Source organism: Pseudomonas sp. SGAir0191 (assembly GCF_002812565.2).
Lineage (GTDB): Bacteria > Pseudomonadota > Gammaproteobacteria > Pseudomonadales > Pseudomonadaceae > Aquipseudomonas > Aquipseudomonas parafulva_B.
This window is the reverse complement of the sequence record NZ_CP025035.2, coordinates 1,078,425-1,091,142: the sequence shown is the minus strand read 5'-3', so window position 1 is coordinate 1,091,142 and position 12,718 is coordinate 1,078,425. Positions and strand designations below refer to the sequence as shown.

Genomic DNA, 12,718 nt, shown 5'->3' with positions numbered 1-12,718 from the left:
TGGACGCGACCGAGCGCCCGTCGATTCTAATGCCCTGTCCTGTGCCTAGCAGCAAAAAGGATGCCGGCTACCGGCCAGACCATGGTCCTGACCACTCGCAGGTGTTTCACAGGGGCAGGCGCGCTATACTGCCGCGCCTTTTTTGCGTCGGCAGGCTGTCGGCGCGCCTTTGCAAGGCGTTTCGACAGGCTGGTCGGCTCCGTCGAACGTCTCACTGAATGTTCCCGTCTTTAAGAGGAGCGCGCTGCATGACCGTGATCAAGCAAGACGACCTGATTCAGAGCGTTGCCGACGCCCTGCAATTCATCTCGTACTACCACCCCGTCGATTTCATCCAGGCCATGCACGAGGCCTACCTGCGCGAAGAGTCGCCGGCTGCGCGCGACTCCATCGCCCAGATCCTGATCAACTCGCGCATGTGTGCCACCGGTCACCGGCCTATCTGCCAGGACACCGGCATCGTCACCGTATTCGTGCGCGTGGGTATGGATGTGCGCTGGGACGGCGCCACCCTGAGCGTCGACGACATGATCAACGAAGGTGTGCGCCGCGCCTACAACCTGCCCGAAAACGTGCTGCGCGCATCGATCCTGGCCGACCCGGCCGGTGCCCGCAAGAACACCAAGGACAACACCCCGGCCGTTATCCACTACTCCATCGTCCCCGGCGACAAGGTCGAGGTGGATGTTGCAGCCAAGGGCGGCGGTTCGGAAAACAAGTCCAAGATGGCCATGCTCAACCCGTCCGACTCCATCGTCGACTGGGTACTCAAGACCGTTCCGACCATGGGCGCTGGCTGGTGCCCGCCTGGCATGCTGGGCATCGGTATCGGCGGCACTGCCGAAAAAGCCGCGGTCATGGCCAAGGAAGTGCTCATGGAGTCCATCGACATCCATGAGCTCAAGGCACGCGGCCCGCAGAACCGCCTGGAAGAAATCCGCCTGGAGCTGTTCGAGAAGGTCAATCAACTGGGCATCGGCGCCCAGGGCCTCGGTGGCCTGACCACCGTGCTCGACGTCAAGATCATGGATTACCCGACCCACGCCGCCTCGCTGCCGGTGTGCATGATCCCCAACTGCGCGGCCACTCGTCACGCCCACTTCGTGCTCGACGGCACCGGCCCGGCGGAGCTCGAAGCGCCTTCGCTGGACGCCTACCCCGAGATCGTCTGGGAAGCGGGGCCAAGCGCCCGTCGTGTCAACCTCGACAGCATCACGCCCGAAGAAGTGGCCAGCTGGAAACCGGGTGAAACCATCCTGCTCAACGGCAAGATGCTGACCGGCCGGGACGCAGCCCACAAGCGCATGGTCGAAATGCTCAACCGCGGCGAAGCACTGCCGGTGGATCTCAAGGGCCGCTTCATCTACTACGTCGGCCCGGTCGACCCGGTAGGCGACGAAGTGGTCGGCCCTGCTGGCCCCACCACCGCCACGCGCATGGACAAGTTCACCCGCCAGATCCTGGAGCAGACCGGTCTGCTGGGCATGATCGGCAAGTCCGAGCGCGGCCCGACCGCCATCGAAGCGATCAAGGACAACAAGGCCGTCTACCTGATGGCCGTAGGTGGCGCCGCCTATCTGGTTGCGCAAGCCATCCGCAAGTCCAAGGTCCTGGCCTTTGCCGAGCTGGGTATGGAAGCCATCTACGAGTTCGAGGTCAAGGACATGCCCGTGACCGTGGCCGTGGACAGCAACGGTGAGTCGGTGCACATCACAGGCCCCGCCTTGTGGCAGAGCAAGATTGCCCAGAGCCTGGCCGTCGAAGTGAAGTAACCCATGGCAACAGCGGGCGGCGCTTTCACGGGCCGCTCGCGTGCGCAGCCCAACCTGCGGCGGCGGACCTTGATGCCAGGGCTCGCCGCCGTTGCGTTTAAAGACGTTCGAATTGTTCGGGCCAGTCCCTGCGGGTAAATACCTGCCCCTGCTGCCTGACCCGGCGCACGGCCTCCAGGTCCAGATCGCACACCAGCCAACGGCTGCACTGCGGGTCGAGTGATTCGCTCAGTGCCATTACCCCATCCCCCGGCATGCCACGATCAGGCGGCACGAACAGCCCTGCCCGGCCTAGGTTCTCGTCCAATGCCGGCGACCAGGGTGCCAGCCCCACGGTCGGGCTCTGCAACACGGCCAGCTGGTTCTCCAAGGCGCGTGCCTGAGCCCCGATCCGTACACGGTGATAGCCGGCTTCGGTGTCGGTGCAGCTGGGCGCCAGGATCAGGTCGGCCCCACGCTCTGCCAACCGCCGTGCCAAGAGCGGGAACTCATTGTCGTAACAGACCAGGATGCCAAGACGCCCCAGATCGGTGTCGAACACCGTCAGCCCATGGCCTGCGCTAATGTCCCACTGTTCCCGCTCGAAGCGGGTCATCATCAGCTTGTCCTGATGCCCTAGCGCGCCTTGGGGGCCAAACAGCCAGGCGCGGTTGCGGTAGGCGCCGTCGCTGTCCAGTACCGGAAGCGTGCCTGGTTGCAGGTAGATGCCCCAACGCTTGGCCAGGCCTGCACACAGGGCCTTCCACGGCTCGATCAAAGGCTGGATGCCTGCAATGGAAGCCTTCAGGTCCCCCCGCTGCTCGGGTGTCAGCTGCCCGCTGAGCACCAGCCCTGCATATTCGGGCAGCAGCAGCAGGCGCGCGCCCGCCTCCACCGCCTCTGCACACAAGCCCTGCAGGTGGTCGGCATAAGCCTCCCAGGTTTCGTGCAGCTCAATGGCGTATTGGCAGGCCGCGACACGGATCAAAGGGGCAGTTCCTTGAGCCAGAACGACATCAGCTTGTCCGAGCTTTCCTGCTCGTCCAGGTCGCGCCAGGCATACCGGGTACGCAGGGACGGGTCATGGAGAAAACCGCGGTTGCGCCAGAACCCATGCAAGGGCTTGTAGTCGGCCGGGCGGCGCGGATGTACACCGGGCCGCTCCACGGCGCAGAACGCGCAGTAATCGAACTCGGCCAATTTGTGGGCATAGGATTCGCGTTCGATGAAAAAGCGTACCCCAAGCCCCTGCCCTCGGTATGGCGGCAGAACCACGGACTCGCCGAAATAGTAGACGCTGGCCGGGTCGCGGCCCTGGGCCACGAACGGCTCCTGGAACTCGGGCGCAACGTCGACCAGGGGCAGGCCCGTGGAGGCGCCCACTACCTTGTCCTCATCCATGGCCAGCACCACCAGGCTGCGTCCGGAACGGGCATAGGCGGCCAGGTAGTCGGCTTCGTACTCGGGCGAGCCATCGTAGAGGTAGGGGAACTCGCGGAACACAGTCAGGCGCAGACGAGCGAGGTCATCGATATAGGGCGCGATGGCGGCGCCGTGCAGTAGGCGTATTTGCATGCTTGGCGGTCGTTTTGTCGATGTGGATGACGCGCTCGGCTAAGCCGGGCTTGAGGGGAAACCCTATCATCCAGGCCAACGACACGCCTTTTCCCTACACGACAGGTACTGTTCCATGACCGCTACCGAATTGGTAAACGCTTACTACGCCGCGTTCAACACAGGCGACATGCCAGGGTTTCTGGCCCTGCTCAGCGAAGATGTGATTCACGACATCAATCAGGTTGAGCGGCAGATGGGCAAGGCCAGGTTCGCCGCCTTCATGGACAAGATGAACCGCTGTTACCGCGAGCGCCTGGCCGACATCGTGGTGATGCAGAATGCCGACGGCAGTCGCGCGGCGGCGGAATTCACCGTGCACGGGCAATATGTGGCCGATGACGAAGGCCTGCCTGCGGCCACCGGCCAGACCTATGTCCTGCCGGCCGGCGCGTTCTTCTATATCCATTGCGGCAAGATCGCCCGCGTAACCAACTACTACAACCTCAACGATTGGGTCGAACAAGTCGGCTGACCCACGGGCTGGGCGGCCTGATGAATCAGAGGATACGGGTGCCCAACACCTTCAAAAACGCCGCCAACCACGCAGGGTGAGCCGGCCAGGCGGGCGCAGTGACCAGGTTGCCGTCCACATGGGCCTGGTCCACCGCAATGTCGATATAGGTGCCGCCGGCCAGGCGCACCTCGGGCGCGCAGGCCGGGTACGCACTGCACTCCCGGCCTTTGAGCACCCCGGCAGCGGCTAGCAACTGGGCGCCGTGACACACGGCAGCGATGGGCTTGCCTGCCTGGTCGAACGCTCGCACCAGGTCGAGCACTTTCTCGTTAAGGCGCAGGTATTCCGGGGCACGCCCGCCCGGGATTACCAGTGCATCGTAACTTTCGGCGCGGGCCCGGACGAAGTCCTGGTTCAGGGCAAACTGGTGCCCCGGCTTTTCACTGTAGGTCTGGTCGCCTTCGAAGTCGTGGATAGCCGTGCGCACGGTCTGGCCCGCCACCTTTTCCGGGCACACGGCGTGCACGGTATGCCCGACCATGCCCAGCGCCTGGAAGGGCACCATGACCTCGTAGTCCTCGACGTAATCGCCCACCAGCATGAGTATCTTCTTAGCCGTCATCGCATCCATTCCCTCGATTGCCTGTGAACCGTCATTGCACGATAGCTGCGCTCAGTCGCGCCGGTCGAGCACGTTGGCCACCAACCGGTCCAGCCATCCCCAGATGCGCTGTTTGACCCGTCGCCAGAACGGCCTGGCGTTCCAATGCGCCAGGTCAACTTCCTCGCTCAGGGCAAAATCGCGTTCGAAACTTTCGACCACCGCGCTCGTCAGCGGCAGGTCCAACGCTTCTATATTGGCCTCCAGATTGAAGCGCAGGTTCCAATGGTCGAAGTTGCAGGAGCCGATGCTGACCCAATCGTCCACCACCACCATCTTCAGGTGCAGAAAGCACGGCTGATACTCGAAAATACGCACGCCAGCGCGCAGCAGGCGTGGATAGTACCGGTGACCGGCATACCGTACCGAAGGGTGATCGGTGCGCGGGCCGGTGAGCAGCAACCGCACATCGACGCCCTTGCCAGCTGCGCGGCGCAGCGAGCGACGCACGCTCCAGGTCGGCAGAAAGTAAGGCGTGGCCAGCCAAATGCGCTGCTTGCCGATGTTGAGGGCACGTACCAACGAATGCAGGATGTCCTGATGCTGGCGGGCGTCGGCATAGGCCACCCGGCCCATGCCCTGCCCTTGCGCGGGCACCTTGGGCAGACGCGGCAGGCCGAAGCCCTCGGCAGGGCGCCAGGCCGTGCGGCGATGGTTGGCCTGCCACTGGCGATCGAACAGCAATTGCCAGTCGCTCACCACCGGGCCTTGCATCAGCACCATCACCTCGTGCCATTCGCTGCTGGGCTGGCCCGGTTGCCAGAACTCATCGGTAACCCCGGTACCGCCCACCACCGCCCACTGCTCGTCGACCACCAGCAACTTGCGATGGTCGCGGTACAGATTGCGCAGCCCGCGTCTCCAGTGCAGCCGGTTGTACCAGCGCAGATACACGCCGGCATCCACCAGACGTTGTCGCAGCTTGGCGCTCAAGGCCAGCGACCCGTAATAATCGAACAGGCAGCGCACCCGCACCCCGCGGTGGGCCGTCTGTTCCAGCACCTGGACCACAGCCTCGGCGCAGGCCCCGGACTCGACCAGGTACAGTTCCAGGTCGACCTGCTTCTGGGCATGTTCAATGGCCGACAGCATACGGGGGAAGAATTGTGGCCCATCGATCAGCAGCTCGAACTGGTTGCCATCCCGCCAGGGGAAGACCGGGCCCGGCATGTCAGCGCGCAGTGAAGATCAGTACCGCATTGACCGGTACGGACGGGTTGATGGCCGTAAGGTTGGCGAACTTGCGCAGGGCTTGCAGCCCCGGCATCAGGCCGAAATCCTCGGCGCGCAGCACCAGGGGCTCCAGGGTGACGACCTGGAACCGACGCTCGTCCAGGCGAGTGGCCAACAGCAAGGCGTCGTAGCGATGGGACTGACCGTGCAGCGTTACCGTCAGCGGTAGGCGCAATTCGATCTGCGCACCGTTGGCCAGGTCGTTGATCGGGCGCAGATCCAGTTGCGCCTGCACGGTCGCTTCGGCAAACCGTGCGACGTCGAACAACGCGTCACGCATGCGCTCATCACGCAGCGGGACGCCGCTGCTGACCGAATCCATCTCGATACGAAGGCTCGCGGCGCCCTTGCGGTCCACCGTGCCATGCAGCACCAGGAAGCGGTGCACCTGCGCCGCTTCGCCATTGGTGCCGGTGATGAACGACAGGCGAGACGACTCGCCGTCAAGGTGCCAATTGGCATGTGCAGGCAGGCACAACGCAAGCAGCAGTGCAGGCCATAGGCGGAGTGACTTGAGCATGAGGGGTCTCGAAAATGCAGGCGACTCACCTTACCGCGCAGGTCTTTGGCACAGCAAGCGCCAGCACGTTCGCCGCCACGCCCAACCGGCGGGTCATGCAAGCATCATCGAACCTTCATCGCCATGACATCCCGTGTTTCTAGCCTGAACGCGCACATAAAAGCCTACCGGCCACCCTTGCATGGCTGGTTTTATGGAGACTCGTAATGACGCGAATCGCTCATGTTGCCGACACCTGCACCGGACACCGCCTGCACGCCGAGCGCCTGATGGGTCACGCCGCGTTGCAGGAGGCTCAGGCCCTGCGCTATCAGGTCTTCAGCGAAGCGTTCGACGCAAGGTTCAAGGGTGCCGAGCACGGCCTGGACCAGGACGAATTTGACCCGCACTGCCGCCATATCGGCGTACGCGATGTCACCAGCGGACGGCTGGTGGCCACCACGCGACTGCTCGACCACGAGGCGGCCAGCAACCTGGGCCGCTTCTACAGCGAGGAGGGGTTCAGCCTGCAAGGGCTGCTGCAACTCCAGGGCCCTATCCTGGAAGTGGGTCGTACCTGTGTGGCCGCGCCGTACCGCAACGGGGGCACCATTGCCACGCTCTGGAGCGAGCTGGCCGACGTACTCAACGAAGGCGGTTATCGCTACCTGATGGGTTGCGCCAGCATCTCGATGCAGGACGGCGGGGTGCAGGCGCATGCCGTCATGCAACGCCTGCGCGAACGCCACCTGTGCACCCAGGACCTGCGTGCCGAACCCCGCAATCCGCTGCCGCCGCTGACGTTGCCGGATAACGTGAGCGCCCAGATGCCGGCCTTGCTCAAGGCCTACATGCGCCTGGGCGCCAAGGTCTGTGGCGAACCGTGCTGGGATGAAGACTTCCAGGTCGCCGATGTGTTCATCCTGCTCAAGCGCGAGGCGCTGTGCCCGCGCTACGCCCGTCATTTCAAGGCCGCTGTGTGAGGGACCGTCTACGGCAGGTGGGGCGCCTGGTTCACCTGCTGCTGGTGGTGGTGCTGGGGCTGCTGATGGCCAGCCTGCTTGTCATCGGGATGCACCTTGGCATCAAAACCTCGCTCGAACGCCGGCAACGCTGGACCCGGCTGTTCATGCGGCGCCTGGTAGCAGCACTGCCCTTCGAAGTCTGCGTGACGGGCAAGCTGCCGAGCACGCCCATGCTGTGGGTCGGCAACCATGTGTCCTGGACCGATATTCCCCTGCTGGGCATGCTGGCGCCTGTGTCGTTTCTGTCCAAGGCAGAGGTCCGGCACTGGCCGCTTGCCGGGTGGCTGGCCGAGCAGGCAGGCACCCTGTTCATCAGGCGCGGCGCCGGCGATGGCCAGCAGCTACGCGTGCAGATCGGCCAGCAGTTGGTCACAGGCCACCCCCTGCTGCTGTTCCCCGAAGGCACGACCACCGACGGGCACCAGCTCAGGACCTTCCATGGGCGCCTGTTGGCGGCAGCCATCGACCAGGGCGTCGCCGTGCAACCGGTGGCAATCCAATACCAGCGGCGGGGCCAGATCGACCCCTTGGCGCCCTTCGTGGGGGATGACGATCTAGTGTCACACCTGCTGCGGTTGCTGGCACAACCTCGCGGCCAAGTGCGCATTCACCTGCTCGATCCACTGACAAGTCATGGCAAGGGCCGCACGCTGCTGGCGCTCCAGGCCCAGCGTTCGATCCATCAGGCGCTCTACGGCACACCAGAGCCACCGGTACTTCACAGGCCGTGTGCGACCGCCACCTGAACGCAGCGCCCCGGCGCCAATCACGCAGCAGATCAGTCAATCAACGAGCGGGCCGGCCTGTGCCCGATGGCTGGCAGCGAAGGCTTGTACCAGGGGGTAGAACGCGCGGAAATCATCGAGCAACGGCACGTACAGGCGATCAAGTTCCTCCATGACCCCTGCCAAGCCTTCAGGCCGTGACAAGCGCCGGGCGATCCCGGCGAACACCTGCTCCAGCGTGGCGAAGTCAGCATAGGAGCCCAGCCAGTCAGACTGCGCCATGGAAGGCGCGATGTGGGCCAACCGGCCCGGCAGCGCGGGCTCGGCCAACAGCACCTGATAGAACCCATGGGTGAACTGACGCAGCGGCTGGTGCCCATATTCAGGCCAGTGGCGCGCCAGGCAATGGTCGAAGAAGACGTCCAGCGCAATCCCCGCAAACCGGCGTCGCACCTGCGTAAAACGCGCCAGGGAGGCCAGCACGACAGGGTGTGCGTCGGTGAAACTGTCGATGTGTCGGTGCAGGCGGATGGACGCCTCGATTTGCGGCGCGAACCGCCCTTCCAGCGAGCCTTTGACGAAGTCCCCGTAGAGGCTGCCCAGCAACTGCTGTGGGGCTGGTCCCCCAAGGTGAAGGTGTGCAAGATAATTCATGGCGCCAGTCTATCACTTGCCTGGAATGCATCGCCGCCGAGCGATATACCGTCTGGCTATCTGTTCGGAACACTTAAAGCTTTGCGACTCCCTTTGACTCTCAGGTATCCGTCATGACCACGCTATTCGATCCAATCACCCTGGGCGACCTGGAACTGCCCAATCGCATCATCATGGCCCCACTCACCCGCTGCCGCGCAGACGCCGGCCGCGTGCCGAACGCACTGATGGCCGAATACTATGTGCAACGTGCCAGTGCCGGCCTGATCATCAGCGAGGCGACCTCGGTCAGCCCCATGGGCGTGGGCTACCCGGACACGCCGGGCATATGGAGCGCTGAACAGGTCAGGGGCTGGACCAACGTCACCAATGCCGTGCATGCCGCTGGCGGCCGAATCTTCTTGCAGCTGTGGCATGTGGGCCGCATTTCCCATCCACGCTACCTCGATGGCCAGTTACCGGTCTCACCCAGCGCCATCCAACCCAAGGGGCACGTGAGTCTGGTTCGCCCGCTCAGCGACTACCCCACGCCTCGGGCGCTGGATACCGAAGAGATCAGCGACATCGTCGAGGCCTTCCGCACGGGCGCCGAAAACGCCAAGGCCGCAGGCTTTGACGGCGTCGAGATTCATGGCGCCAACGGCTATCTGCTCGACCAGTTCCTGCAAAGCAGCACCAACCAGCGTACTGACGCGTACGGCGGCTCGCTGGAAAATCGGGCCCGCCTGCTGCTGGAGATCACCGACGCCGTAGTCCAGGTATGGGGAGCGCAGCGCGTCGGGATGCACCTGGCGCCGCGCGCCGATGCCCACGACATGGGCGATGCCGACCGTGCCCAGACCTTCACGTATGTGGCGCGGGAGTTGGGCAAGCGGGGCATTGCCTTCATCTGCTCACGGGAACGTGAGCGCGACGACAGCCTTGGCCCTGCACTCAAAGCAGCATTTGGCGGCGTCTATATCGTCAACGAAGGTTTCGACAAGGCCAGTGCCAATGCGGCCTTGGCCGATGGCAAGGCTGACGCCGTGGCCTTTGGCGTGCCGTTCATCGCCAACCCGGACCTGCCTGCACGTCTGGCTGGCGATGCGCCATTGAACGAAGCTCACCCGGAAACGTTCTATGGCCAAGGTCCGGTGGGTTACATCGATTACCCACGCCTGTAAGGCCTGAGACAGGGGCCAGGACCCGGCCCCTGTCGTTCCCGGTCACGGCCTGGCGTTGATCTGCTGTTGCAGGTTCTGCAACTGGCTCTGGACGTTGTTCAGGTTACGGGTCATCTGACCACGAAACGCGTCAAACTCCTGCACCGATGCGCCACCGCCGGCCGTGGTGTTGGGGCGATTGTCCAGCTGGCTTTTGAGCACCAGCACATCCTGCTCCAGGCTTTCGATGGCGGCATTGGGGTTACCTTGTTTTTTCAGTGCCGCCACTTCCTCGCTCAGGCTCTTGAGTTGCCAGTCGAGCTTGCCCCCATCGACCTGGCCCGACTTGAGCGCTGCCAACTCGCCGTTCACCGCCTTCAACTGCGCCTGCAACTGCGTTTGCAGTTCGGTCACCGCCCTCTGCTGTTCACGGGTGTCGGCCAGGACCTGCTCCAGGCGCTTGCCAAGGTCCCCGGCCTGGCCCGCCACGCCCGCCTGCTGCTTGCCCTGTTCGGCCAGACTGGCCTGCAACTGGCTGATCTGCTGTTTGAGGGCTTCACTGCCACTGTTGCTGGACGAGGCGCTGGCTTCGACCTTGCCGCTGATCGCCTGCAATCGCCCTGCCGCGTCTTCGCTGATGCGCGCGAAGCTCTCCTGGGTGGCGACCAGTTGCTGCTCCATCAGGGAGATCTGCCGATAGCTCCACCACCCTAGACAACCCAGGGCGATGAACGCGGCCACCAGCATCGCCCACAACGGGCCGGTGCTCGGTGGCCTGGTCGCTTGACGGCGACTGCGCGGGACATGGGCCGCAAGCAACTCATCGTCGTCATCCGGCGTCCCTGCGCGCAAGGCCGGTACATCATCGAAATCATCGCGAGCATCAAAGCGCATGAGCATCCCACCACAGAGGTTGCAAATAAGCGGGATTATAAACCGCGCGCGCAGCCAGGTGATGCCCGACGTCGTGGTGAGCGCTTACCGGCCAGGCGGCTGGTGTTTCCACCAGGTGCAGAATTCGTCCAATGCCGCCCATACGCTAGTGGTGGGCTGGTAGCCCAGGTACTGACTGGCGCGGCTGATGTCCAGGGTAAAATCGCGACTCATCACCTGCATGGCCAGGCGTGACAGCGTAGGCTCGGGCCGCCCCGGCCACAGGGCGCACGCCGCCTCGTTGAGCGCGGCCAGGCCGTAGGCCAGCCCATAGCCTCGGTAGCGGGTGACCTGGGGGAGCTGAAGCTGGCGCAGGACATAGTTGATCACGTCCCATAGTGGCAAGGGCTGGCCATTGCTGATGTTGTATGCTTGCCCAAGCGCGCGCCCGTCAGCGAACACTGCGCTGTACAGCGCTTCGTTCAGGTTGTGAACACTGGTGAAGTCAACTTTGTTCAAGCCGTTGCCAATAATTGCCAGCCTGCCTTTGCGCTGCAGGTGCACCAGCCGCGGCAGCAGGCTCGTATCGCCGGCACCGATGACGAAACGTGGGCGCAGCGCCAACACTTCGAGGCCAAACTCCTGGGCGCCGAAAACCTTCTGTTCGGCAATGAACTTGGTCCTGGCGTAGTGATTGGCAAACCGCCCGGGCACCTGATCCTCGCCAATGGCCATGCGTGAACGGCCATTGAAGTAGATCGACGGCGAAGACAGGTGCACAAGACGACGTACGTGCTCCTTCAGGCAGCCTTCGACGACGTTCTCGGTGACCACCACGTTGCCCTGGGCGAACGTCTGATAGGGCCCCCAGTGCCCCACAGCACCGGCGCAATGCACCACGGTCTCGACGCCCTGGCACAGGCGCCGGGCCAATTCCGCGTCGCCAAGGTCGCCCGGGATGAACTGCGCGCCACGCCGCACCAGGTGCTCCACACCTTCGGCACGCCGCCCACTGACCCGCACATCCAGCCCCCGCTCCAGGGCCAGCCGCGCGAAACGCCCGCCGATGAAGCCACTCGCGCCAGTGACCAGAATTCGCATGTAACACTCCGCCTTGCCTGATGTTCAGAAGCCTTTGACGCCCTTCGGCGCTACAACGGCACCAGCCAGTGGTGGGCGCTGTGGCGCAGGTGTTCGGTCAGCTGTGCCAGCAGTTGCCCGCCGTTACGCCAATGATGCCAGTACAACGGTACATCGATCGGGGTATCGCTGCAGATTTCCACCAATTGGCCGCTCGCCAGTTGCTCGCGGGCCTGCAATTCAGGCACCAGCCCCCATCCCAACCCCGCTTCGGTCATGCGCAAAAAGCCTTCGGAAGAGGGGCACAAATGATGCAAAAAACCGTCCTGCATGCCTAATGAGGCCAAGTAGCGGTGCTGTAGAAAATCGTCGGGGCCGTAGACGATTGCGGGCGTGCGGGCCAGGCGGCGGGCATCGAAGCCTTGGGCAAAATGCTGCTTCATGAAGGCAGGGCTGGCCAATGCCCGATAACGCATTGCCCCCAGGGCCAGGCTGCGGGCGCCGGCCACTGGGCGTTCGCTGCCGCACAGGCAGGCCGCCACGTCACCGGCGCGCATGCGCTTGAGACCTACTTCCTGGTCCTCGACTACCAGATCGGTAAGCACCTTGTGCTCTGCACAGAATTGCCCCACTGCGCCGGCCCACCACGTGGCCAGGCTATCGGCATTGAGCGCGATGCGCAGACGTTCCGGCATGCCCCCTTCTTCGAGCGCGGGTACCTGGCGCTGCAAGTCGCGCTCAAGCAGGCGCACCTGCTGCACATGGTTGAGCAATTGCCGGCCTACCTCCGTCGGGCCAGGCGGAGCAATGCGAACCAGTACCGGCTGCCCCACGCGCGCCTCCAGCAACTTGATGCGCTGCGACACGGCCGATTGAGACAGGCCCAGCACCTGCGCTGCACGCTCGAAGCCGCCTTGCTCGACGACGGCAGCAAGGGCCGCGAGCAACTTGTAGTCGAACATCGATTTTCCTAATGACCGGTGAGCTTTATTGATTTTTCTTAT

At 63.9% G+C, this 12,718-nt stretch carries 14 protein-coding genes; 5 read left to right on the top strand and 9 right to left on the bottom strand.

Going from position 1 to position 12,718, the window contains the following annotated elements; genetic code table 11:
• Positions 1 to 248: 248 nt before the first annotated feature.
• Positions 249 to 1,772 carry a fumarate hydratase gene (locus tag CWR53_RS04935; protein ID WP_058603255.1) on the top strand — a complete coding sequence of 508 codons (1,524 nt, stop codon included), beginning with the start codon at positions 249 to 251 and terminating at the stop codon, positions 1,770 to 1,772.
• A gap of 97 nt (positions 1,773 to 1,869) precedes the next feature.
• Here CWR53_RS04935 and CWR53_RS04930 read toward each other — a convergent pair whose 3' ends face one another.
• Positions 1,870 to 2,739: a carbon-nitrogen hydrolase family protein gene (locus CWR53_RS04930; protein ID WP_058603256.1), complete on the bottom strand. Its 870-nt coding sequence runs from the start codon at positions 2,737 to 2,739 to the stop codon at positions 1,870 to 1,872.
• Positions 2,736 to 3,326: a GNAT family N-acetyltransferase gene (locus tag CWR53_RS04925; RefSeq protein WP_058603257.1), complete on the bottom strand. Its 591-nt coding sequence runs from the start codon at positions 3,324 to 3,326 to the stop codon at positions 2,736 to 2,738. The genes CWR53_RS04930 and CWR53_RS04925 overlap by 4 nt, the downstream gene beginning before the upstream one ends.
• A gap of 115 nt (positions 3,327 to 3,441) precedes the next feature.
• On the opposite strand from CWR53_RS04925, the gene CWR53_RS04920 reads away from it, so the two are divergent.
• Entirely contained in the window at positions 3,442 to 3,840 is a 399-nt protein-coding gene (locus CWR53_RS04920; RefSeq protein ID WP_100850943.1) for a nuclear transport factor 2 family protein, read from the top strand.
• A gap of 25 nt (positions 3,841 to 3,865) precedes the next feature.
• Here CWR53_RS04920 and CWR53_RS04915 read toward each other — a convergent pair whose 3' ends face one another.
• The 3 genes from CWR53_RS04915 to CWR53_RS04905 are packed head-to-tail and all read right to left on the bottom strand — an operon-like array spanning position 3,866 to position 6,236.
• Positions 3,866 to 4,444, bottom strand: a complete 579-nt coding sequence (locus CWR53_RS04915; RefSeq protein ID WP_023534483.1) for a DJ-1/PfpI family protein — start codon at positions 4,442 to 4,444, stop codon at positions 3,866 to 3,868.
• A 51-nt stretch (positions 4,445 to 4,495) separates the two neighbouring features.
• Positions 4,496 to 5,653, bottom strand: coding sequence for a phosphatidylserine/phosphatidylglycerophosphate/cardiolipin synthase family protein (locus CWR53_RS04910; protein WP_058603259.1), 1,158 nt, complete (start codon positions 5,651 to 5,653; stop codon positions 4,496 to 4,498).
• A 1-nt stretch (position 5,654) separates the two neighbouring features.
• The gene (locus CWR53_RS04905) at positions 5,655 to 6,236 is read right to left on the bottom strand and encodes a YceI family protein (RefSeq protein WP_058603260.1); all 582 of its coding nucleotides are present in this window, start codon (positions 6,234 to 6,236) and stop codon (positions 5,655 to 5,657) included.
• Between the two features lie 206 nt (positions 6,237 to 6,442).
• On the opposite strand from CWR53_RS04905, the gene CWR53_RS04900 reads away from it, so the two are divergent.
• Together CWR53_RS04900 and CWR53_RS04895 are read left to right on the top strand one after the other, a co-directional pair.
• Positions 6,443 to 7,198, top strand: a complete 756-nt coding sequence (locus CWR53_RS04900; RefSeq protein ID WP_058603261.1) for a GNAT family N-acetyltransferase — start codon at positions 6,443 to 6,445, stop codon at positions 7,196 to 7,198.
• Positions 7,195 to 7,986, top strand: a complete 792-nt coding sequence (locus tag CWR53_RS04895; protein WP_058603262.1) for a 1-acyl-sn-glycerol-3-phosphate acyltransferase — start codon at positions 7,195 to 7,197, stop codon at positions 7,984 to 7,986. The genes CWR53_RS04900 and CWR53_RS04895 overlap by 4 nt, the downstream gene beginning before the upstream one ends.
• Before the next feature lie 36 nt (positions 7,987 to 8,022).
• Here the strand turns inward: CWR53_RS04895 and CWR53_RS04890 are convergent, their stop codons facing one another.
• A complete protein-coding gene (locus CWR53_RS04890) occupies positions 8,023 to 8,619 on the bottom strand; it encodes an ACP phosphodiesterase (protein ID WP_058603263.1) in 597 nt (198 codons plus the stop codon).
• A 113-nt stretch (positions 8,620 to 8,732) separates the two neighbouring features.
• Between CWR53_RS04890 and CWR53_RS04885 the strand changes: the two genes are divergently transcribed.
• A complete protein-coding gene (locus tag CWR53_RS04885) occupies positions 8,733 to 9,782 on the top strand; it encodes an alkene reductase (protein ID WP_058603264.1) in 1,050 nt (349 codons plus the stop codon).
• A 42-nt stretch (positions 9,783 to 9,824) separates the two neighbouring features.
• Here CWR53_RS04885 and CWR53_RS04880 read toward each other — a convergent pair whose 3' ends face one another.
• The 3 genes from CWR53_RS04880 to CWR53_RS04870 all read right to left on the bottom strand — a co-directional run bounded on the left by CWR53_RS04880 (position 9,825) and on the right by CWR53_RS04870 (position 12,676).
• Positions 9,825 to 10,655 (bottom strand): hypothetical protein, encoded by an 831-nt coding sequence (locus CWR53_RS04880; RefSeq protein ID WP_058603265.1) that lies wholly within the window; start codon positions 10,653 to 10,655, stop codon positions 9,825 to 9,827.
• Positions 10,656 to 10,739: 84 nt separating this feature from the next.
• Positions 10,740 to 11,735 (bottom strand): NAD(P)-dependent oxidoreductase, encoded by a 996-nt coding sequence (locus tag CWR53_RS04875; protein WP_058603266.1) that lies wholly within the window; start codon positions 11,733 to 11,735, stop codon positions 10,740 to 10,742.
• A 50-nt stretch (positions 11,736 to 11,785) separates the two neighbouring features.
• Positions 11,786 to 12,676: a LysR family transcriptional regulator ArgP gene (locus tag CWR53_RS04870; RefSeq protein WP_058603267.1), complete on the bottom strand. Its 891-nt coding sequence runs from the start codon at positions 12,674 to 12,676 to the stop codon at positions 11,786 to 11,788.
• Between the last annotated feature and the right edge of the window lie 42 nt (positions 12,677 to 12,718).

Excerpts from the sequence above, each read along its gene's own strand:
- CWR53_RS04935 (WP_058603255.1), top strand. The coding sequence starts at position 249 with ATGACCGTGATCAAGCAAGACGACCTGATTCAGAGCGTTGCCGACGCC.
- CWR53_RS04925 (WP_058603257.1), bottom strand. The coding sequence starts at position 3,326 with ATGCAAATACGCCTACTGCACGGCGCCGCCATCGCGCCCTATATCGAT.
- CWR53_RS04920 (WP_100850943.1), top strand. The coding sequence starts at position 3,442 with ATGACCGCTACCGAATTGGTAAACGCTTACTACGCCGCGTTCAACACA.
- CWR53_RS04915 (WP_023534483.1), bottom strand. The coding sequence starts at position 4,444 with ATGACGGCTAAGAAGATACTCATGCTGGTGGGCGATTACGTCGAGGAC.
- CWR53_RS04910 (WP_058603259.1), bottom strand. The coding sequence starts at position 5,653 with ATGCCGGGCCCGGTCTTCCCCTGGCGGGATGGCAACCAGTTCGAGCTG.
- CWR53_RS04905 (WP_058603260.1), bottom strand. The coding sequence starts at position 6,236 with ATGCTCAAGTCACTCCGCCTATGGCCTGCACTGCTGCTTGCGTTGTGC.
- CWR53_RS04900 (WP_058603261.1), top strand. The coding sequence starts at position 6,443 with ATGACGCGAATCGCTCATGTTGCCGACACCTGCACCGGACACCGCCTG.
- CWR53_RS04890 (WP_058603263.1), bottom strand. The coding sequence starts at position 8,619 with ATGAATTATCTTGCACACCTTCACCTTGGGGGACCAGCCCCACAGCAG.
- CWR53_RS04885 (WP_058603264.1), top strand. The coding sequence starts at position 8,733 with ATGACCACGCTATTCGATCCAATCACCCTGGGCGACCTGGAACTGCCC.
- CWR53_RS04880 (WP_058603265.1), bottom strand. The coding sequence starts at position 10,655 with ATGCGCTTTGATGCTCGCGATGATTTCGATGATGTACCGGCCTTGCGC.
- CWR53_RS04875 (WP_058603266.1), bottom strand. The coding sequence starts at position 11,735 with ATGCGAATTCTGGTCACTGGCGCGAGTGGCTTCATCGGCGGGCGTTTC.
- CWR53_RS04870 (WP_058603267.1), bottom strand. The coding sequence starts at position 12,676 with ATGTTCGACTACAAGTTGCTCGCGGCCCTTGCTGCCGTCGTCGAGCAA.